General features: G+C 76.5%; 2 protein-coding genes (1 of these 2 running past the window's edge). Both read left to right on the top strand.

Annotation, left to right across the window (positions count from 1 at the left end):
- Positions 1-8877: the 3' end of a non-ribosomal peptide synthetase gene (locus B0E53_RS39190; RefSeq protein ID WP_107075539.1), read on the top strand. Its footprint begins 12270 nt before the window's first position; the window shows 8877 of its 21147 coding nt (coding positions 12271-21147); the start codon falls outside the window, past its left edge; its stop codon occupies positions 8875-8877.
- The coding region (locus B0E53_RS08670) for a non-ribosomal peptide synthetase (protein WP_146167626.1) at positions 8877-23369 on the top strand (14493 nt) is incomplete at its 3' end. The genes B0E53_RS39190 and B0E53_RS08670, both read left to right, overlap by 1 nt.

Raw genomic sequence — 23369 nt, 5'->3', positions numbered from 1 at the left:
CTCGCCCCGGTGCCGGTCGGGGTCACCGGCGAGCTCTACGTCGCCGGCGCCGGGCTGGCCCGCGGCTACGCCGGCCGGCCCGGGCTCACCGGCGAGCGCTTCGTCGCCGACCCGTTCGGCTCCGGCGGGCGGATGTACCGCACCGGCGACCGGGTGCGGTGGGACGACGACGGCCGGCTGGTCTTCGTCGGCCGCGCCGACGACCAGGTGAAGATCCGCGGGTTCCGGGTCGAGCCCGGCGAGGTCGAGGCGGTGCTCGCCGCCCACCCGGCGGTGGCGCAGGCCGCCGTGCTGGTCCGCGAGGACACTCCGGGCGACAAGCGCCTCGTCGCCTACCTGGTGCCCGCCGAGGCCGGCGCGCCCGTCGCCGACACCGCGCGGGAGCACGCCGCCGAGCGGCTGCCCGGCTACCTCGTCCCGGCCGCGTTCGTGACCCTCGACGCGCTGCCGCTGACCATCAACGGCAAGCTCGACCGGGCCGCACTGCCCGCCCCCGACCTGGCCGGCGGCGGCCCAGGCCGGGCCCCGGCCACCGTTCACGAACAGCTGCTCTGCGAGATCTTCGCCGAGGTGCTGGGCCGGGCCGCGGTCGGCGTGGACGACGACTTCTTCGCCCTCGGCGGGCACTCGCTGCTCGCCACCCGCCTGGTCAGCCGGGTCCGCACGGTCTTCGACGTGGAGGTCACCGTCCGGACCCTCTTCGAGGCGCCCAACCCCGCCGCGCTCTCCGCCCGGCTGGCCGGCGCCGACCGGGGCCGGGCCGCGCTCACCCGAGGGGTACGCCCCGAGCGCGTCCCGCTCTCCTTCGCGCAGCGCCGGCTCTGGTTCCTGGCCCAGCTCGACCGGTCCAGCGCCACCTACCACATCCCGGTGGCGCTGCGGCTCACCGGCGAGCTGGACCGGGTCGCCCTCGACGCGGCGGTACGGGACGTCCTCGACCGGCACGAGGTGCTGCGCACCGTCTACCCGGTCGCCGACGGCGAGCCGTACCAGCGGGTGCTGCCGGTCGCCGGGGCCGGCGTGCGGCTCGACCTGGTCGAGGTCGCGGCCGACCGGGTCGCCGACGCGGTGGCCGAGGTCGCGTCGCGCCCCTTCGACCTGGCCGTACAGGCGCCGCTGCGGGCGACGCTGCTGGCCGTCGCGCCCGACGAGCACGTGCTGGTGCTGGTCGTGCACCACATCGCCGGCGACGGCTGGTCCATGGGCCCGCTCGCCCGCGACCTGTCCGCCGCGTACGCGGCCCGGCAGGCCGGCCGGGCTCCCGAGTGGACCCCGCTGCCTGTCCAGTACGCCGACTACGCGCTCTGGCAGCGCGACCTGCTCGGCGCCGAGGACGACCCGGACAGCCTCATCGCCCGGCAGGTCGCGCACTGGCGGGCGGCCCTCGCCGGGGCGCCGGAGGAACTGGCCCTGCCCACCGACCGGCCCCGCCCGGCCGAGCCGAGCCACCGGGGCCACCCGGTCGACGTGACCCTCCCCGCCGACCTGCACCGAGACCTCGTGGCGCTGGCCCGCACGTCCGGGGTGACCCTGTTCATGACCGTGCAGACCGCCCTGGCGGTGGTGCTGTCCCGGCTCGGCGCGGGCACCGACCTGCCCATCGGCGCGGCCGTCGCCGGCCGCACCGACCAGGGCCTGGACGACCTCGTCGGGTTCTTCGTGAACACCCTCGTCATGCGCACCGACCTGGCCGGTGACCCCACCGTCGCCGACGCCCTCGCCCGGGTCCGCGACACCGCCCTGGACGCCTTCGCCCACCAGGACGTGCCGTTCGAGAAGCTGGTCGAGGAGCTGGCCCCGGCCCGCTCGCTGGCCCGGCACCCGCTCTTCCAGGTGCTGCTCACCCTCCAGAACACCACCCGGGACGGCGCCGGGCCGGCCCTGGACCTGCCCGGCGTGCGCGCCACCCCCCTCGCCGCCGGCGACGTGCCGGCCAAGGTGGACCTCGACCTCAGCATGACCGAGGCGCTCGGCCCGGACGGAACGCCGGCCGGGATGGCGGGCACCCTGCTCGCCGCCGCCGACGTGTTCGACCGGTCCACCGCCGAGCGGATCGCCGAGCGGCTGGTCCGGGTGCTGCGGACCATGGCCGCCGCCCCCGACACCCGGATCTCCGCCGTCGACCTGCTCGACCCGGCCGAGCGGCGGCAGCTGCTGGTGGGCTGGAACGACACGGCGACGCCGGTGGCGGACGTGTCGGTGCCCGAGGCGTTCGCGGCCCGGGTGGCGGCCGACCCGGACGGGACCGCCGTGGTGTCGGGCGAGGCTTGTTTGTCCTACCGGGAGCTGGACGCCCGTGCCGAGCACGTGGCGCGCCGCCTGGTCGCCGCGGGTGTGGGCCCGGAGTCGCCGGTGGCGGTGGTGCTGGAGCGTTCCGCCGAGCTGCCGGTGGCGCTGCTGGCGGTGCTGAAGGCCGGCGGGGCCTACCTGCCGCTGGACACCGCCTGGCCGGTGGCGCGGATGCGGGCGGTGGCCGCCGACGCGGGCGCGCGGGTGGTGCTGGTGCACGACGCGACGGCGGGGCACGAGTTCGTGACCGGCGCCGAGGGCCTGACGCTGCTGCGCATCGACGCCTCGGGGACGGCGGCGGACGCCGGTGACGCGGCCGATCTCCCGGTCGACGGGCCGGTGGCGCCCTCGTCGGCGGCGTACCTCATGTACACCTCCGGCTCGACGGGCGTGCCGAAGGGCGTGGTCACGACCCATCGGGACGTGGTGCGCCTTGCCGTCGACCGCTGCTGGGGTGCGCCAGCGCGGGTGCTGTTCCACGCGCCGCACGCCTTCGATGCCTCCGACTACGAGATCTGGGTGCCGCTGCTGTCCGGCGGGACCGTGGTGGTGGCGCCGCCGGAGTCGATCGACGCGGCCCGCCTGCGGGCGCTCGTCGCCGGCCACGACCTGACCCACGTGCACGTCACCGCGGGCCTCCTGCGGGTGCTCGCCGACCGCGACCCGGCCTGCTTCGCCGGGCTGGGCGAGGTCCTCACCGGCGGTGACGTGGTTCCCCCGCAGGCGGTGCGCCGGGTTTTGGACGCGAACCCGGGTGTCCGGGTCCGGCAGCTCTACGGCCCCACCGAGATCACCCTTTGCGCCACCCAGCACGAGGTCACCGACCCCGGCCAGGTCGGCGGCGTGCTGCCGATCGGTCGGCCGCTGGACAACACCCGCGTGTACGTCGTGGACGACCGGCTCCAGCCGGTCCCGGTCGGTGTGCCGGGCGAGTTGTACGTGGCCGGGGCCGGTGTCGCCCGGGGCTACCTGGGCCGCGCCGCCCTGACCGCCGAGCGGTTCGTCGCCGACCCGTTCTCCGGCGGGCGGATGTACCGCACCGGCGACCAGGCCCGCTGGACCCCGGACGAAACGCTCGTCTTCGTCGGCCGGGCCGACGACCAGGTGAAGATCCGGGGCTATCGGGTCGAGCCCGGCGAGGCGGAGGCGGTGCTCGCCGCGCACCCGGCGGTCGCGCAGGCCGCCGTGCTGGTCCGCGAGGACACCCCCGGCGACAAGCGCCTCGTGGCCTACCTCGTCCCCGCCGAGCCCGGCGCGCCGGTCACCGACGCGGTCCGCAGGCACGCCGCGCAGCGACTCCCCGGCTACCTGGTCCCCGCCGCCTTCGTCGAGCTGGACAGCCTGCCGCTGACCGGCAACGGGAAACTCGACCGTGCCGCCCTGCCCGCGCCGATTGCCGCCGCCGCCGGAAGCGGGCGGGCGCCCGCCGACGCGCGGGAGGAACTGGTCTGCGCGGCGTTCGCCGAGGTGCTGGGGCTGCCCGTGGTCGGGGTGGACGACGACTTCTTCGCCCTGGGCGGGCACTCGCTGCTCGCCGTCTCCCTGGTGGAACACCTGCGCCGGCACGGGATCGCCGTGTCCGTGCGTACCCTCTTCGTCAGCCCGACCCCGGCGGGCCTCGCCGCCGCCGCGGACGGCGCGACCGTCGCCGTGCCGGACGGGCGGATCCCGGAGGACGCCGAGGCCGTCACGGCGGCCATGGTGCCGCTGGTCGACCTGGCCGACGCCGACCTGGCCGCCGTGGTGGCCCGGGTGCCCGGCGGCGCGGCCAACGTCGCCGACATCTACCCCCTGGCGCCGCTCCAGGAAGGCATCTTCTTCCACCACCTGATGGCCGACCGGGACGGCGACGACGTCTACGTGCTGCCCACCGTGCTCGGCTTCACCGACCGGGCCCACCTCGACGGCTTCCTCACCGCCCTTCAGCGGGTGGTCGACCGGCACGACGCCTACCGCACCGCCGTCGTCTGGCAGGACCTGCCCGAACCCGTCCAGGTGGTGTGGCGCCGCGCCGACCTGCCGGTCACCGAGGTCACCCTCGACCCCGGCGGCGACCCCGTCGACCAGCTCCGCGCCGCCGCCGGTGGCTGGCTGGAGCTGGACCGGGCGCCGCTGCTCACCGTGCACGTCGCCGCCGAGCCGGACGGCCCGGGCTGGCTGGCGCTGCTGCGCATGCACCACCTCGTGCAGGACCACACCGCCCGGGACGTGGTGCTCGACGAGGTCCGCGCGTTCCTCACCGGCCGCGCCGACGAGTTGCCCGCGCCCGTGCCGTTCCGGCGGTTCGTCGCCGAGGCCCGGCTCGGGATGCCCCGCGCCGAGCACGAACGGTACTTCGCCGAACTGCTCGGCGACGTCACCTGGACCACCGCCCCGTACGGCCTGGTCGACATCCACGGCGACGGCAGCGACGCGGGGCGCTCCCACACGCCGGTCGACGCCGGCCTGGCCGACCGGCTGCGCGCCACCGCCCGCACCCACGGGGTCAGCCCGGCCACCCTGTTCCACCTGGCCTGGGCCCGGGTCCTCGCCGCCGTCGCCGGCCGCGACGACGTGGTCTTCGGCACCGTCCTGCTGGGCCGGCTGACCAGCGGCGCCGACCGGGTGCCCGGCCTGTTCATGAACACCCTGCCGGTCCGGGTCCGGCTCGCCGGCGCTGGCGTCGCCGACGCGCTCACGCAGGTGCGGCACCGGCTCGCCGAACTCGTCGCCCACGAGCACGCCCCGCTCGCGGTGGCCCAGCAGGCCAGCGGCCTGCCCGCCCAGGCCCCGCTGTTCAGCTCGCTGTTCAACTACCGGCACGCCCAGCCGCCCGCCGTCGACCCCGACGACCCGCTCACCGACGTCCGGACCCTGTTCACCCAGGAGCGGAACAACTACCCGGTGACCGTCTCCGTCGACGACCACGGCACCGGCTTCACGGTCACCGTCGACGCGGTCGCGCCCGCCGACGCCGACCGGGTCGCCGCGCTGCTGCACACGGCGCTGGACCAGCTCACCGCCGCGCTCGACCGGACCCCGGGGCTGCCCGTCACGGCCGTGGAGGTCGGGCCGGTGCAGACCCCCGCGCCGGCCACCCGGGCGGTGCTCGTCCCGGCCGCCGAGGTGGCCGAGGGCGGCGGCCGGGCGCCCGCCGACGCGTACGAGGAGCTGATCTGCCAGGCGTACGCGCAGGTCCTCGGCGTCGAGCGGGTCGGCGTCGACGACGACTTCTTCACCCTCGGCGGGAACTCGCTGCTCGCCACCCGGCTGGTCAGCCGGATCCGCTCGGCGCTCGCCGCCGAGGTCTCCATCCGGGCGCTCTTCGAGTCGCTCACCCCGGCCCGGCTGGCCCGCCGGCTGTACCGCGCCGCCCCCGGCCGGCTGCCGCTGACCCCCCGGGACCGCCCCGAACGGCCGCCGCTCTCGTCCGCGCAGCGCCGGCTCTGGTTCGTCGGCCAACTGGAGGGCAGCACCGCCAGCTACAGCAACACCATGGCGCTGCGGCTCACCGGCGCCCTCGACGTGGCCGCGCTGCGGTGCGCGCTGCGCGACGTGGTCGGCCGGCACGAGGCGCTGCGCACCCTCGTCCCCACCCACGACGGCGAGCCGTACCAGCGGGTGCTCCCGGCCGACGAGGTCGACGTGGACCTGCCGGTCGCCGAGGTGACCGCGGACGGGCTCGCCGACGCCGTCGCCGAGGTCACCGGCCACGCCTTCGACCTGGCCACCGAGATCCCCGTCCGCGCCTGGCTGTTCGCCCTCGCCCCCACCGAGCACGTCCTCGTCCTGGTGATCCACCACATCGCCACCGACGGCTGGTCGATGGCCCCCTTCACCCGGGACGTCTCCGCCGCGTACGCGGCCCGCGCCGAGGGCCGGGCGCCGGAGTGGACGCCGCTGCCCGTGCAGTACGCCGACTACGCCCTCTGGCAGGCCGAGCTGCTCGGCGCCGCCGACGACCCGGAGAGCCCCCGCAGCCGGCAGCTCGCCTACTGGCGGGACGCCCTCGCCGGCATCCCGGAGGAGATCCCGCTCCCCACCGACCGGCCCCGCCCCACCGTGGCCGGCCACCGGGGCGACGAGGTGCCGGTGGAGCTCGGCGCCGCGCTGCACCGCCGGGTCGTCGAGCTGGCCGCGGCGCAACGCGTCACCGTCTTCATGGTCCTCCAGGCCGCCCTCGCCGCCCTGCTCAGCCGGCACGGCGCCGGCACCGACGTGCCGATCGGCACCGCGCTGGCCGGGCGCACCGACGAGGCCCTCGACGACCTGGTCGGCTTCTTCGTCAACATGCTGGTGCTGCGCACCGACGTCTCCGGCGACCCCAGCTTCACCGAGCTGCTGCGCCGGGTCCGCGCCACCGACCTCGCCGCGTACGCCCATCAGGACCTGCCCTTCGAGGACGTCGTGGAACGGCTGGTCCCGGAGCGGTCCCTGGCGCGGCACCCGCTGTTCCAGGTGGCCCTCGCCGTGCAGAACGCCCCGGACGCCGAACCCCGGCTGCCGGGCCTGGCCGTGACGGCCGAGCCCGCCGCGCACGGCCTGGCCCGCTACGACCTCACCCTCACCCTCGCCGAGCGGCACGACGAGCGGGGCGGCCCCGCCGGACTGGGCGGCGTGCTGGAGTTCCGCACCGACCTGTTCGACCGGTCCACCGTGGCCGGTCTCGCGGAGCGGCTGGTCCGCCTCCTCGACGCCGTGCTCGCCGACCCGGATCGGCCACTGAGCCGGGTCGACCTGCTCGACCCGGCCGAGCGGCGGCGGCTGCTGGTCGACTGGAACGCCACCCGGCGCGACGTGCCGCCGGCCACCGTGCCGGCGCTCTTCGCCGCGCAGGTCGCCCGCCGCCCGCGGGCCGCCGCGCTGCACGCCGGCGACACCACCCTCGGGTACGCCGAGCTGGACGCCCGCGCCAACCGGCTGGCCCGGCTGCTCGTCGCCGGCGGCGTCGGGCCGGAGTCCGTGGTCGCCGTGGTGCTGGACCGCTCGGTCGACCTGGTCGTCGCGTTCCTCGCCGTGGTCAAGGCCGGCGGCGTCTACCTGCCCGTCGACCCGGCCCACCCGGCCGCCCGGGTCGCGTACCTGCTCGACGACGCCCGCCCCGGCCACGTGCTGACCAGCCCGGGCCGGCGCGACGTGCTTCCCGCCGGCGCGGACCTGCCGGTCACCGTGCTCGGCGCCCCGGAGACCGACGCCGCGCTCGCCGCCCTCGACCCGACCGACCCCACCGACGCCGACCGGGTCGCCCCGCTGCGCCCCGAGCACCCGGCGTACCTCATCTACACCTCCGGCTCCACGGGCCGCCCCAAGGGGGTGCTGGTCACCCACCGGGGCGTGGCCGGCCTGGTCACCACGCAGGTGGAACGCCTCGGGGTCACCCCGGACAGCCGGGTGCTCCAGTTCGCCTCGATCGGCTTCGACGCGGCGGTCTGGGAACTGGTGATGGCGCTCGGCACCGGCGCGGCCCTGGTCACCGCCCCCGCCGACGACCTGCTGCCCGGCGCCGGGCTGGCCGGCGTGCTGGCCCGGCACCGGGTCACCCACGCCACCCTGCCGCCGGCCGTGCTGGCCGCGTCCCGCCCCGGCGACCTCGACCCGGTCACCACGCTGGTCTCCGCCGGGGAGGCGCTCGGCAAGGACCTGCTGGCCCGCTGGGCGCCCGGCCGCCGCTTCGTCAACGCGTACGGGCCGACCGAGACCACGGTCTGCGCCACCATGTCCGCCCCGCTGCGCCCCGACGACGCCCCGGACATCGGCGCCGCGATCCTCGACACCCGGGTGTACGTCCTCGACGACACCCTCGCCCCCGTTCCGGCCGGCGTGCCCGGCGAGCTGTACGTCGCCGGGGCCAGCCTCGCCCGCGGCTACGCCGGCCGGCCCGCCCTCACCGCGGAACGCTTCGTGGCCTGCCCGTACGAGCCGGGGGAGCGGATGTACCGCACCGGCGACCGGGTGCGCTGGGACGCCGACGGCCGGCTCACCTTCGCCGGGCGGGTCGACGACCAGGTCAAGATCCGCGGCTTCCGGGTGGAGCCGGACGAGGTGGCCGCGGTCCTCGCCGGACACCCGGGCGTCGCCCACGCCGCCGTGGTGGCCCGCGAGGACGTCCCCGGCGACCCGCGCCTGGTCGCCTACCTGGTCCCCGCCGACCCGGCGCCCGCCGACCTGACCGCCGACGTGCGCGGGTACGCCGCCGACCGGCTGCCCGGCTACCAGTTGCCCGCCGCGTTCGTCACGCTGGCGGCCCTGCCGCTGACCGTCAACGGCAAGGTCGACCGCGCGGCGCTGCCCGCGCCCGACTGGGGCGCGGCCGCCGGCCGGGCCCCGGCCACCCCGCAGGAGGAACTGGCCTGCGCCGCGTACGCCGAGGTTCTCGGCCTGCCCGCGGTCGGCCCCGACGACCACTTCTTCGCCCTCGGCGGTCACTCGCTGCTGGTGACCCGGCTGGCCAGCCGGGTGCACGCGGCCAGCGGGGTGGACGTGCCGATCCGGGTGCTGTTCGAGAACCCCACGCCGGCCGGGCTCGCCGCCTGGCTGGCGTCCCAGGCCCGCCCGGCGAGGAAAGCCCGCCCGGCGCTGCGGCCCATGCGCAAGCAGGAGGAGAACTGATGGTCCCGTTGTCGTTCGCGCAGCGCCGGTTGTGGTTCCTGTGGCAGCTGGAGGGCCCCGGCGCCACCTACAACATCCCGGTGGCCCTGCGCCTCGACGGCGACCTCGACCGGGCGGCGCTCGCCGCGGCGGTACGGGACGTCCTCGACCGGCACGAGGTGCTGCGCACGATCTTCCCGCTGCACGACGGCGAGCCGGTCCAGCAGGTGCTGCCGCTCGACGCGACCGGCTTCGCGCTGCCGGTGGTCGACGTCGCCGCCGAGGAGGTCGCCGCCGAGGTCGACCGGGCCATGGCGTACGGCTTCGACCTGGCCGGGGAGATCCCGCTGCGCGCCTGGCTCTTCGCGGTCTCCCCGACCGAGCACGTGCTGGTGCTGGTGGTGCACCACATCGCCGCCGACGGCTGGTCGATGGGTCCGCTGCTGCGCGACCTGGCCGGCGCGTACGCCGCCCGTCGCACCGGCCACGCCCCCGACCGGCCCCCACTGCCCGTCCAGTACGCCGACTACGCCCTCTGGCAGCGGGAGGTCCTCGGCGACGAGGACGACCCGGAGAGCCTGGTCGCCGAGCAGGTGGCGTACTGGCGGCGCACCCTGGCCGGGGCGCCCGAGGAACTGCCGCTGCCGGTGGACCGGCCCCGCCCGGTCACCCCCTCCTACCGGGCGCACACGGCCGAGCTGAGCCTGCCCGCCGACACCCACCGGCGGCTGCTGGAGCTGGCCCGCGCCCACGGCGCCACCCTGTTCATGGTGCTGCACGCCGCCACCGCGATGCTGCTGTCCCGCCTCGGCGCCGGCCGGGACGTGCCGCTCGGGTCGCTGGTCGCCGGGCGTACCGACGAGGGCCTCAACGACCTGGTCGGCTGCTTCGTCAACAACCTCGTCATCCGGGTCGACCTGACCGGCGACCCGACCTTCCTGGACGTGCTCGGCCGGGTGCGGGAGACCGCCCTGGACGCGTTCGGCCACCAGGACGTGCCGTTCGAGAAGCTGGTGGAGGAACTGGCCCCGGCGCGCTCGCTGGCCCGCCAGCCGCTGTTCCAGGTGATGGCCACCGTGGAGACCGCCGACCTGTTCTCCGCCCGGGGCACCGCCACGCTGGAGCTGCCCGGCCTGCGGGTCACCCCGCTCTTCGGGGAGCAGGCCGTCCGCGGCCTCGACCTGGACCTGGTGCTCAGCGAGTCCTACGCCGACGGCGAGCCGGCCGGGCTGCGCGGCTCCCTGGTCGGCGCCGCCGACCTCTTCGAGGCCGACACCGTGGCACGGATCGCCGGCCAGGCCGCCCGGGTCCTCGCCGCCGTCGCCGCCGACCCGGGGCTGCGGCTGCGCACCCTCGACCCGGTCGGCCCCCACGAGCGGGACCGCATCCTGCGGGAGTGGAACGCCACCGGTGTGCCGGTGCCCGACGGCCTCGTACCGGCGCTGTTCAGCGCCCAGGCCGCCCATACCCCCGACGCGCCCGCCGTGGTCAGCGGCGGCGTCACGCTCAGCTACCGCCAGCTGGACGAACGCTCGAACCGGCTGGCCCGGCACCTGGTCCGGGCCGGCGTCGGGCCCGAGTCGGTGGTGGCGCTGCTGCTCACCCGCTCCGCCGACCTCATGGTGGCCATCCTCGGCGTGCTCAAGGCCGGCGGCGCGTACCTGCCGATCGACCCGGAGCAGCCGGCCGACCGGATCGGCTACGTGCTCGCCGACGCCGCGCCGGTGCTGGCCCTGGCGCACACCGCCACCGCCGGGAGCGCGCCCGCGGAGCTTCCCGTGCTGCTCCTCGACGACCCCGCCACCCGCCGCCGGCTCGGCCGCGCCCGCAAGACCCCGCTCACCGACGCGGACCGGTCGGCGCCGTTGCTGCCGGGTCATCCGGCGTATGTGATCTACACGTCGGGGTCGACGGGTCGGCCGAAGGGTGTGGTGGTGTCGCATGCGGGGTTCGTGAACCTGTCGGCGAGTCATGGCCGGTTCGGGGTGGGTCCCGGTGCGCGGGTGGCGCAGTTCGCGTCGGTGGGTTTCGACATGTTCTGCGAGGAGTGGTTGCTCGCTCTGTTGTCGGGTGCGGCGCTGGTGACGGTGCCGCCGGACCGGCGGCTGGGCGCGGACTTCGCCGGTTTCCTGGTGGATCAGCGGGTCACCCACGCGACGCTGCCCCCGGCGGTGGTGGGGACCATTCCGGACGGTGTCCTGGACCCGTCGTTCGTGCTGGACGTGGGTGGTGACGCGTGTCCGCCGGAGTTGGTTCAGCGGTGGACGGCTGAGGGTCGGGTGATGTTCAACAGTTACGGCCCGACCGAGACGACGGTGAACGCGGCCGTGTGGCGGTGCAGTGCGGACCTGCCGGGCGGTGCGGTGCCGATCGGTGCGCCGATCGCGAACACCTGTGTCTACGTTCTGGACGACGCCTTGAACCCGGTTCCGCCCGGGGTCACCGGTGAGCTGTACGTCTCCGGGTCCGGGCTGGCGCGCGGCTATCTCGGCCGGGCCGGCCTGACCGCGGAACGCTTTGTCGCGTGTCCGTTCGAGCCCGGCGCGCGGATGTACCGCACGGGTGACCGGGTCCGGTGGACGGCCGGCGGGGAACTGGTGTTCGCGGGTCGTGCCGATGATCAGGTGAAGATCCGGGGGTTCCGGATCGAACCCGGCGAGGTCGAGGCGGTCCTGGCCGGGCACCCCGACGTCGCCCAGGTGGCGGTGATCGCCCGCGAGGACACCCCCGGCGACGTCCGGCTCGTCGGCTACGTCGTACCCGCCGAGGACGCCGACCACGACGGGCTGGTCGCCGCGGTGCGCGGTCACGCCACCGAACGGCTGCCCGGCTACATGGTGCCGGCCGCGCTCGTCCCGCTCGACGCGCTGCCGCTCACCGTCAACGCCAAGCTCGACCGCGCGGCGCTGCCCGCCCCCGACTACGCGGTTGCGGCCGGCGCCGGTCGGGCCCCGGCCACCGTCCGGGAGGAGCTGATCTGCCAGGCGTTCGCCGACGTGCTCGGCGTCGACCGGGTCGGCGTCGACGACGACTTCTTCGCCCTCGGCGGCCACTCGCTGCTGGTGGTGTCGCTGGTCGAGTGGCTGCGCCGGCGGGGGGTGCCGGTGTCCGTCCGGGCGCTGTTCACCACCCCCACCCCGGCCGGCCTGGCCGCCGTCGCGGGCACCGGCGACGTGGTCGTGCCGCCGAACCTCATTCCCGACGGCGCCACCGCGCTCACCCCGGCCATGCTCCCGCTGGTCGATCTCACCGAGGCGGAACTGGCCACCGTCGTGGCCGCCGTGCCCGGCGGCGCGGCCAACATCGCCGACGTCTACCCCCTGGCCCCGCTCCAGGAGGGCATCTTCTTCCACCACCTCATGGCCGGCCGGGACGGCGACGACGTCTACGTCACCCCCGTCGTCGTCCAGTTCGACGACCGGCGCCGCCTCGACGACTTCCTCGCCGCCCTCCAGCGGGTGGTCGACCGGACCGACGTCTACCGCACCGCCGTCATCTGGGAGGGCCTGCGCGAACCCGTCCAGGTGGTGCTGCGGCACGCCGAACTCCCCGTCGCGGAACTGCGCCTCGACCCGGCCGGCCCCGACCCGGCCGACCAGCTCCTCGCCGCCGGCACGGCCGGCATGGACCTGCGCCGCGCGCCGCTGATGACCGCCGGCATCGCCGCCGAACCCGGCACCGGGCGGTGGCTCGCCCTGATCCGCGTCCACCACCTCGTCCAGGACCACACGGCGCTGGACGTGCTCCTCGACGAACTCCGCGCCTACCTCGCCGGACGCGGCGACGAACTGCCCCCGCCGGTGCCGTTCCGCGAGTTCGTGGCGGCGACCCGCCTCGGCGTCCCGCGCGCCGAGCACGAGCGCTACTTCGCCGACCTGCTCGGCGACGTCACCGAACCGACCGCCCCGTACGGGCTGCTCGACGTGCACGCCGGCGGCATGGCCTCCGCCCAGGCCCACCTGCGGGTCGACGGTGACCTGGCCCGCCGGGTCGGCGACCTGGCCCGCGCCCACGCGGTCAGCCCGGCCACCCTGTTCCACCTCGCCTGGGCCCGCGCCGTCGCCGCCGCCTCCGGCCGGGACGACGTCGTCTTCGGCACCGTCCTGTTCGGCCGGATGAACGGCGGCGCGGGCGCCGACCGGGTCGCCGGCCTGTTCATCAACACGCTGCCCGTCCGGGTCCGCCTCGACCGGGGCAGCGTCGCCGACGCGGTGACCGGCATGCGCGACCAGCTCGCCGACCTGCTGGTGCACGAGCACGCCCCGCTCGCCCTCGCCCAGGCCGCCAGCGGCCTGCCCGGTGGCAGCCCGGTCTTCACGTCGATCTTCAACTACCGGCACAGCCAGCCCTCCGCCGCCCGGGAGGAGCTGGACGGCATGCGGGTCGTCTCCGCCCGCGACCTCACCAACTACCCCCTCGCGGTGGCGGTCGACGCCGGCGAGGCGGCCTTCAGCCTCACCGTCGACGCGATGGCCCCCGCCGACCCCGCAAAGGTCGGCGCCCTGCTGGTCACCTGCCTGGACAACCTCGTCACCGCCCTGGCCGGCGCCCCGGCCACCCCGCTGCGCGCGGTCGCCGCCCTCGACCCGGCCGAGCGGCAGCAGGTGCTGGTCGACTGGAACGACACGCATGTCCCGACCGCGGACGTGTCGGTGCCCGAGGCGTTCGCCGCCCGGGTGGCCGCCGACCCGGACGGGATCGCCGTGGTCTCCGGCGAGGTGTCGCTGTCCTACGCCGAGCTGGACGCCCGCGCGGAGCGGCTGGCCCATCGCCTCGTCGCGGCGGGCGTCGGTCCGGAGTCGCCGGTGGCGGTGGTGCTGGAACGTTCCGCCGAGCTGCTGGTGGCGTTGTTGGCGGTGCTGAAGGCCGGTGGGGCCTATCTGCCGTTGGACGTGGCGTGGCCCCTCGCGCGGATACGGACGGTGGCCGCCGACGCCGGCGCCCGGGTGGTGCTGGTCCACGAGGCGACGGCGGGGCACGAGTTCGTGACCGGCGCCGACGGGCTGACGCTGCTGCATGCTGACGCGTCGGAGGCGGCGGTGGCCGCCCGCGCGGAGGTCATTGGGCCGGTGTCGCCGTCGTCGGCGGCGTACCTCATGTACACGTCGGGCTCGACCGGTGTGCCGAAGGGTGTCGTCACCACGCACCGGGACGTCGTGCGCCTGGCGCAGGACCGGTGCTGGGGTGAGACGCCCCGGGTGTTGTTCCACGCGCCGCACGCGTTCGACGCGTCCACGTACGAGATCTGGGTACCGTTGCTCTCCGGCGGGACGGTTGTGGTCGCCCCGGCGGGGGTGCCGGATGTGGCGGCGATCCGCGGCCTGGTCACCGGCCACGACCTGACCCACGTCCACGTGACGGCGGGTCTGCTGCGGGTCCTTGCCGACCAGGATCCGGCCTGCTTCGCCGGGATCCGGGAACTCCTCACCGGCGGTGACGTGGTGCCCGCGCAGGCGGTGCGCCGGGTCCTGGACGCCAACCCCGGCCTGCGGGTGCGGCAGCTCTACGGCCCCACGGAGATCACCCTCTGCGCCACCCAGCACGAGGTCACCGACCCCGCCCAGGTCGGCGACATCCTGCCCATCGGCCGCCCCCTGGACAACACCCGCGTCTACGTCCTCGACGACCGGCTCCAGCCGGTCCCGGTGGGCGTGCCCGGCGAGCTGTACGTGGCCGGGGTCGGCGTGGCCCGGGGCTACCTCGGCCGCGCCGCCCTGACCGCCGAACGCTTCGTGGCCGACCCGTTCGACGGCGGCCGGATGTACCGCACCGGCGACCAGGTGCGCTGGACCCCCGACGGGGAACTGCTGTTCGTCGGCCGCGCCGACGAGCAGGTGAAGATCCGCGGCTACCGGGTGGAGCCCGGCGAGGTCGAGGCCGTGCTGGCCGCGCACCCCGCCGTGGCGCAGGCCGCCGTGCTGGTCCGCGAGGACACCCCCGGCGACAAGCGCATCGTCGCCTACCTCGTTCCCGCCGAGGCCGGACAGTCCGTCACCGACACCGTGCGCGCGCACGTCGAGGAGCGGCTGCCCGCGTACCTGGTGCCGGCCGCCTTCGTCGAACTCGACAGCCTGCCGCTGACCGGCAACGGGAAGCTCGACCGGGCCGCCCTGCCCGCCCCCGACTGGACCGCCGGCGGCACCGGCCGCGCACCGGCCACCGCCCAGCAGGAACTGCTCTGCCAGGTCTTCGCCGACGTGCTCGACCTGTCCGCCGTCGGGTTGGACGACGACTTCTTCGCCCTCGGCGGGCACTCCCTGCTCGCCACCCGGCTCGTCGGCCGGGTCCGCGCGGTCTTCGGCGTGGAGCTGCCGATCCGCGCCCTGTTCGAGGCGCGCACCCCGGCGGCGCTCGCCGACCGGCTCGCCCGGGCCGGCGCCGGCCGCGTCGCGCTGACCGCCCGACCGCGCCCCGAGCGCGTCCCGCTCTCCTTCGCGCAACGCCGGCTCTGGTTCCTCGGCCAGCTCGACGGGCCCAGCGCCACCTACAACATCCCCGTCGCGCTGCGGCTCACCGGCCACCTCGACCGGGCCGCCCTCGACGCCGCGCTCCACGACGTCCTGGCCCGGCACGAGGTGCTGCGCACCGGGTACGCGGTCGCCGACGGCGAGCCCTACCAGCGCGTGCTGCCCGCCGAGGAGACCGGCTTCCGGGTCGAGGTCGTCGAGGTGGCCGTCGACGAGGTGGCCGATCGGGTGGCCGGGGCCGCCGCGCACCCGTTCGACCTGGCCGCCGAACTGCCCCTGCGGGCCACCCTCCTCGCCGTCGCCCCCGACGAGCACGTGCTGGTCCTCGTCGTGCACCACATCGCCGGCGACGGCGCCTCCATGGCCCCGCTCGCCGCCGACGTCTCCGCCGCGTACGCCGCCCGGCTCCGCGGCGAGGCACCCGACTGGCCGCCGCTGCCCGTGCAGTACGCCGACTACGCCCTCTGGCAGCGCGACCTGCTCGGCGCCGAGGACGACCCGGACAGCCTGGCCGCCGCCCAGCTCGACCACTGGCGGCGGGCCCTGGCCGGCGTACCCGAGGAACTGGACCTGCCCGCGGACCGGCCCCGGCCCACCGAGGCCAGCCACCGCGGCCACCTGGTCGACCTGGACGTTCCCGCGGAGCTGCACGACCGGTTGCACCGGCTGGCCCGCCGGCACGGAGTCACCCTCTACATGACCCTCCAGGCCGGGCTCGCCGTGCTGCTGTCCCGGCTCGGGGCCGGCACCGACGTGCCGGTCGGCGCGGCCGTCGCCGGCCGCACCGACCCGGCGCTCGACGACCTCGTCGGGTTCTTCGTCAACACCCTGGTCATGCGCACCGACCTGACCGGCGACCCGACGGTCGCCGAGGTGCTGACCCGGGTCCGGGAGAACTCGCTGCAGGCCCTCGCCCACCAGGACGTACCGTTCGAGCGGCTGGTCGAGGAACTGGCGCCGGTCCGCTCGCTGGCCCGGCACCCGCTGTTCCAGGTGATGCTCACCCTGCAGAACGCGGACCGGTCCGGCGGCCCCCGCGCCGACCTGCCCGGCCTGACCGCCACCGTGGTGCCGACCGGCGCGGTGCCGGCCAAGTTCGACCTGGACGTCAGCTTCGACGAGACGTACGACGCCGACGGCGCCCCCGCCGGGCTGCGCGGCGCGCTGATCGCCGCCGCCGACCTGTTCGAGCCGGACACCGCCGCCCGCCTCGCCGACCGGCTGGTCCGGGTCCTCGACGCGCTCACCCGCGACCCCGGGCGGCGGCTCAGCGCGCTGCCCCTGCTCGACGCCGACGAGCGCCGCCGGATCCTCACCGAGTGGAACGCCGCCCCGGTGCCGGTCCCGGAGGTCACCCTGCCCGACCTCTTCGAGGCGCAGGCCGCCCGCACCCCCGACGCGGTCGCGCTCACCGACGGGGACTCCCGGCTCACGTACGCCCAGCTCGACGCCCGCGCCGACGCGGTGGCCCGCCGGCTCGTCGGGCACGGCGTGGGGCCGGAGTCCCTGGTCGGGGTGGTCATGGCCCGCACCGCCGACCTGGTGGTGGCGCTGCTCGGCGTGCTCAAGGCCGGTGCCGCGTACCTGCCGGTCGACCCCGCGTACCCGGCCGAGCGGATCGCCTTCGTGCTCGCCGACGCGGCCGCGGCCTGCGTGCTCACCAGCACCGCGCACGCGGCGGTGGTGCCGCCCGGCGCGCCCGTGCTGGTGCTCGACGAGCCCGACCCGGCCGCCGGCGCGGGCCGCGCGGTCCGCACCCGCCCGCTGCGCCCCGAGCACCCGGCGTACGTGATCTACACGTCCGGCTCGACCGGCACCCCGAAGGGCGTGCTGGTACCGCACCGCGACGTGGTGGCCCTCTTCGCCGCCACCGGTGACCTGTTCGACTTCCGCGCCGACGACGCGTGGTCCTGGTTCCACTCGTTCGCCTTCGACTTCTCGGTCTGGGAGATCTGGGGCGCCCTGCTGCACGGCGGTCGCGTCGTCGTGGTGCCGTACGCCGTCTCCCGCTCCCCGGAGGAGTTCGCCGACCTCGTCGCCCGCGAGGGCGTGACGATGCTGTCGCAGACCCCGTCGGCCTTCTACCAGCTTCTCGCCGCCGGCCTGCGGCCCGGCGCGCTGCGTGCCGTGGTCTTCGGCGGTGAGGCCCTCGACCCGGCCCGGCTGGCCGACTGGTGGGCCCGGCACGGGAAGTCCGGGCCGCGGCTGGTCAACATGTACGGCATCACCGAGACCACCGTGCACGTCACCTACCAGGCCCTGGGGCCCGCCGACGTGGACGCCGGCAGCGTGATCGGCCGCGGCCTGCCCGGCCTGCACGTCTACCTGCTCGACGAGTGGCTCAACCCGGTGCCGGCGGGCGTGGCCGGCGAGCTGTACGTGGCCGGCGCCCAGCTCGCCCGCGGCTACGTGGGCCGGGCCGGGCTGACCGGGGAACGCTTCGTGGCCTGCCCGTTCGTGCCCGGGGAGCGGATGTACCGCACCGGCGACCGGGCGAAGTGGACGACGGACGGCCGGCTGGTCTTCGCCGGCCGCGCCGACGACCAGGTGAAGATCCGCGGCTTCCGGATCGAGCCCGGCGAGGTGACGGCGGTGCTCGCCGACCACCCCGCCGTCGGGCAGGCCGCCGTGGTGGCCCGCCGGGACACCGGCGACACCCGGCTGGTCGGCTACCTGGTCCCGGCCGAGGGCGCCGAGGCGGCCGACCTGGCCGAGGCCGTCCGCGACTTCGCCGCCGCGCGGCTGCCCGGGTACCTGGTGCCGTCGGCCCTGGTGCTGCTCGACGCGCTGCCGCTGACCGTCAACGGCAAGCTGGACCGCGAGGCCCTGCCCGCCCCCGACTACGCGGGGGCGGCCGGCGCCGGCCGGGCACCCGCCACCGCCCGGGAGGAGCAGATCTGCCAGGCGTTCGCCGAGGTCCTCGGCGTCGACCGGGTCGGCGTCGACGACGACTTCTTCGCCCTCGGCGGCCACTCCCTGCTCGCGGTCTCCCTGGTGGAACGGCTCCGCGAGCGCGGCGTCAGCCTGTCCGTGCGGGCCCTGTTCACCACCCCCACCCCGGCCGGGCTGGCCGCCGTGGCCGCCGCCGGCGCGGTGGCCGTCCCGCCCAACCTCATCCCCGACGGCGCCGACGAGATCACCCCGGCCATGCTGCCGCTGGTCGACCTCACCGACGCCGAGGTCGCCACCGTCGTGGCCGCCGTCCCCGGCGGCGCGGCCAACGTGGCCGACGTCTACCCCCTGGCCCCGCTCCAGGAGGGCATCTTCTTCCACCACCTGCTCGGCGACGGCGCCGACGTCTACGTCACCCCGACGGTGGTCCGCTTCGACTCCCGGGACCGGCTCGACGCGTTCCTCACCGCCCTGCAGCGGGTGGTCGACCGCAACGACGTCTACCGCACCGCGATCGTCCACGAGGGCCTGCGCGAACCCGTGCAGGTGGTGCTCCGGCACGCGCCGCTGCCCGTGCGCGAGGTCGCGCTCGACCCGGCCGGCGCCGAGCCGGTCGACCAGCTGCTGGCCGCCGCCGGTGACCGGATGGACCTCGGCACCGCACCGCTGCTGCACGTGCACGTGGCCGGCGCGGCCGACGGCGCCTGGCTCGCCCTTCTCCGCGTCCACCACCTCGTCCAGGACCACACCGCCCTGGACGTGGTGCTCGACCAGCTCCAGGCGTTCCTCGACGGGCGCGGCGACGAGCTGCCGCCGCCGGTGCCGTTCCGCGAGTTCGTCGCCCAGGCCCGGCTCGGGCTCTCCCGGGAGGCGCACCAGCGGCACTTCGCCCGCCTCCTCGGCGACGTCACCGAGCCGACCGCCCCGTACGGCCTCACCGACGTGCACGGCGACGGCGCCGCGGCGGTGCACGCCCACGTCGGGGTCGACGACGCGCTCGCCGAGCGGATCCGCGCGGTGGCCCGTACCCACGGGGTCAGCCCCGCCACCGTGTTCCACCTGGCCTGGGCCCGGGTGCTCGGCACCGTCTCCGGCCGGGACGACGTGGTCTTCGGCAGCGTCCTGTTCGGCCGGATGAACGCCGGCGCCGGCGCCGACCGGGTACCCGGCCTGTTCATCAACACCCTGCCGGTCCGGGTCCGGCTCGCCGGGCACGGCGTCGCCGAGGCGCTCGACGGCCTCCGCGAGCAGCTCGCCGACCTGCTGGTGCACGAGCACGCCCCGCTCGCGCTCGCCCAGGCCGCCAGCGGCCTGCCCGGTGGCAGCCCGGTCTTCACGTCGATCTTCAACTACCGGCACAACCAGGCCCCGGCCGGCGCGGGCGACGGCATGCGCGGCATGCACACCGTCTTCGCCCGCGAGCAGACCAACTACCCGCTGGATGTCGCCGTCGACGTGGACGGGCCGCACTTCGGGATCACCGCCACCGCCGTGGCGCCGGTCGACCCGGAGCAGGTGTGCGCCCTGCTCACCACCGCCCTCACCAACCTGGTCACCGCCCTCGACGAGGCCCCCGGCACGCCGCTGACCGCGATCGGGGTGCTCGACCCCGACGAGCGGCGCCGGGTGCTGCCCGCGGCCGGGGAGAGCCCCGCGGCGACCGCCACCGTGCCGGAGCTGATCGCCGCGCGGGCGGCCGCCGACCCCGGCGCGCTCGCCGTCGTCGGCGACGGCGTCACCCTGACCTACGCCGAGCTGGACGACCGCTCCGCCCGGCTGGCCCGCGCGCTGCTGGCCCGCGGCCTCGGCGCCGAATCGGTGATCGGGCTCTGCCTGCCGCGCGGACCCGAGATGGTGGTGGCCGTCGTCGCCGCGTGGCGGGCCGGCGTCGGGTACGTGCCGCTGGACCCGGAGTACCCCCTCGACCGGCTGGAGTTCATGCTGGCCGACAGCGGCGCCGCGCTCGTGGTCGGCCCCGGCGAGCTGGTCGACCGGCTGCCCGGCCGGCTGGCGCTGCGCCTCGACGACCTCGGCGCGGACGGCGCCGACCAACCGCTGCCCCGCGTCGCGCCCGAGCAGCTCGCGTACGTCATCTACACGTCCGGGTCGACCGGCCGGCCCAAGGGCGTCGCCGTCGCGCACGCCGCCCTGGCCAGCATGGCGGTCCACTACGGCCCGGTGCTCGGCGCCGCCCCCGGCGTCCGGGTGCTCCAGTTCGCCTCGTTCAGCTTCGACGCCTCGGTGCTCGACGTGGCGGTCACCCTGGTCGCCGGCGGCACCCTGGTGGTCGCTGCGCCCGCCGAGCGCTCCGACACCGCGCAGCTCACCGCCATGGTCCGCGCGCATGGCGTCACCGCCACCAGCGTGGTCCCGTCCCTGCTGGCCACCCTCGACCCGGCCGAACTGCCCGACGTGCAGACCATCCTGGTCGGCGCCGAGCCGATCAGCACCGCCCAGGCCCGCGCCTGGTCCGCCGGCCGGACCCTGGTCAACACGTACGGGCCGACCGAGGCGACGGTCATGGTCACCGCCGGCGTGGTCGACGTCGGCCCAGACGGGCGGGTCCCGATGGGCGGCCCGGTCGCCGGCAACCGCCTCGTGGTGCTCGACGACCGGCTCCAGCCGGTGCCCGTCGGCGTCACCGGCGAGCTGTACGTGGCCGGCCGGCAGCTCGCCCGTGGCTACGTCGGCCGGCCCGGCCTCACCGCCGAACGCTTCGTGGCCTGCCCGTACGCGCCGGGGGAGCGGATGTACCGCACCGGCGACCGGGCCTGGTGGACCGCCGACGGGCAGCTCGTCTTCGCCGGCCGGGCCGACGACCAGGTGAAGATCCGCGGCTTCCGGATCGAGCCGGGCGAGGTGCGGGCCGTGCTGGCCGACCATCCGTCCGTCGCGCAGGCCGCCGTGGTGGTCCGCGAGGACACCCCCGGCGACCCGCGGCTCGTCGCGTACCTGGTGCCCGCCGAGGACGGCGCGCCGATCGCCGACACCGTGCGGGAGCACGCTGCCGAGCGGCTGCCCGGGTATCTGGTGCCGGCCGCGTTCGTGACCCTCGACGCGCTGCCATTGACCGTCAACGGCAAGCTCAACCGGGCCGCCCTGCCCGCCCCCGACCTCGGCGGCCCGGCCGGCCGGGCCCCGGCCGACGCCCGTGAGGAACTGCTCTGCGCCGCCTTCGCCGACGTGCTCGGCCTCGACCGGGTCGGCGTGGACGACGACTTCTTCGCCCTCGGTGGGCACTCGCTGCTCGCCACCCGCCTGGTCAGCCGGGTCCGGGCACTGCTCGGGCTGGAGGTGCCGATCCGGGCGCTGTTCGAGGCGCGTACCCCGGCGGCGCTCGCCGCCCGGCTACGCGACGCGCGGGCCGGCCGGGTCGCGCTGACCGCCCGGCCCCGGCCGGCGCGGGTGCCGCTCTCCTTCGCGCAGCGCCGGCTGTGGTTCCTCGGCCAGCTCGAGGGGCCGAGCGCCACCTACGACATCCCGGTGGCGCTGCGCCTCACCGGCGACCTGGACCGGGCCGCGCTGGACGCGGCGGTGCGGGACGTGCTCGACCGGCACGAGGTGCTGCGCACCGTCTACGAGGTCGCCGACGGCGAGCCGTACCAGCGGGTGCTGCCGGTCGCGGAGACCGGCGTCCGGGTCGAGGTGGTCGAGGTGCGCCGGGCCGAGCTGGCCGCCCGGGTGGCCGAGGCCGCCGCGTACCCGTTCGACCTGGCCGCCGAGGTGCCGCTGCGGGTCACCCTCTTCGCCGTCGCCCCGGACGAGCACGTGCTCGTGCTGGTGGTGCACCACATCGCCGCGGACGGTTGGTCGATGGGCCCGCTGTCCCGGGACGTCGCCACCGCGTACGCGGCCCGCCGCGCCGGTCGGGCCCCCGACCGGACCCCGCTGCCGGTCCAGTACGCCGACTACGCGCTCTGGCAGCGCGAGCTGCTCGGCGCCGAGGACGACCCGGACAGCACCGTGTCCCGGCAGGTCGCCCACTGGCGGGCGGTGCTGGCCGGCGCGCCCGAGGAACTGGAGCTGCCCACCGACCGGCCCCGCCCGGCGCAGCCCTCGTACCGGGGGCACCTGGTCGAGGTCGACGTGCCCGCCGGGCTGCACCGCGACCTGGTCCGGCTGGCCCGCTCGACCGGGGTGACGGTGTTCATGGCCGTGCAGGCCGCCCTCGCGGTGGTGCTGTCCCGGCTCGGCGCCGGCACCGACGTGCCGATCGGCGCGGCCGTGGCCGGGCGCACCGACCAGGGGCTGGACGACCTCGTCGGGTTCTTCGTCAACACCCTGGTGATGCGCACCGACCTGTCCGGCGACCCGACCGTGGCGGAGCTGCTGGCCCGGGTGCGGGAGACCGCCCTGGACGCGTACGCCCACCAGGACGTGCCGTTCGAGCGGCTGGTCGAGGAGCTGGCCCCGGCCCGCTCGCTGGCCCGGCACCCGCTGTTCCAGGTGCTGCTCACCCTGCAGAACCTGGCCACCGGCGCCGATTCCGCGCCCCGGCTGCCCGAGCTGTCCACCGAGTCGTTCCCGACCGACGAGGTGCCGGCCAAGTTCGACCTGGACGTCAGCCTCACCGAGGCGTACGACCCGGACGGCGCGCCGGCCGGGATGAGCGGCACGCTGATCGCCGCCGCCGACCTGTTCGACCGGCACACCGTCGAGCGGGTCGCCGGCTACCTGGTCCGCGTCCTGGCCGGACTCGCCGCCGACCCCGACGCCCGGCTCAGCACGGTCGACGTGCTCGACCCGGCCGAGCACCGGCGGGTGGTCGAGGAGTGGAACGCCACCGACGCCCCGGTGCCCGCCCGACCCGTCGCCGACCTGATCCGCGACCGGGCCGCCGCCACCCCGGACGCCCTCGCCCTGCTCGCCGGGGAGACCCGGTTCGACCATGCCGAACTGGCCGCCCGGGTGGACCGGCTCGCCGGGTTCCTCGCCGCCCGGGGCGCCCGCCCCGGCGCGCTGGTCGCGATCTGCCTGGACCGGACCGCCGACCTGGTGGTCGCCCTGCTCGCGGTGCTCCGTACCGGTGCGGCCTACCTGCCGGTCGACCCCGGGTACCCGGCCGAGCGGGTCGGCTGGATGCTCGCCGACGCCCGGCCCGCGCTGCTGCTCACCACGGCGCGGGCCCGCGCCGGCAACGCCGCCCTCGCCGGG

This window comes from Micromonospora sp. MH33 (assembly GCF_003013775.1).
In the GTDB taxonomy this organism is placed as follows: Bacteria; Actinomycetota; Actinomycetes; order Mycobacteriales; family Micromonosporaceae; genus Micromonospora; species Micromonospora fulviviridis.
This window is presented reverse-complemented; position numbering and strand designations above follow the sequence as displayed.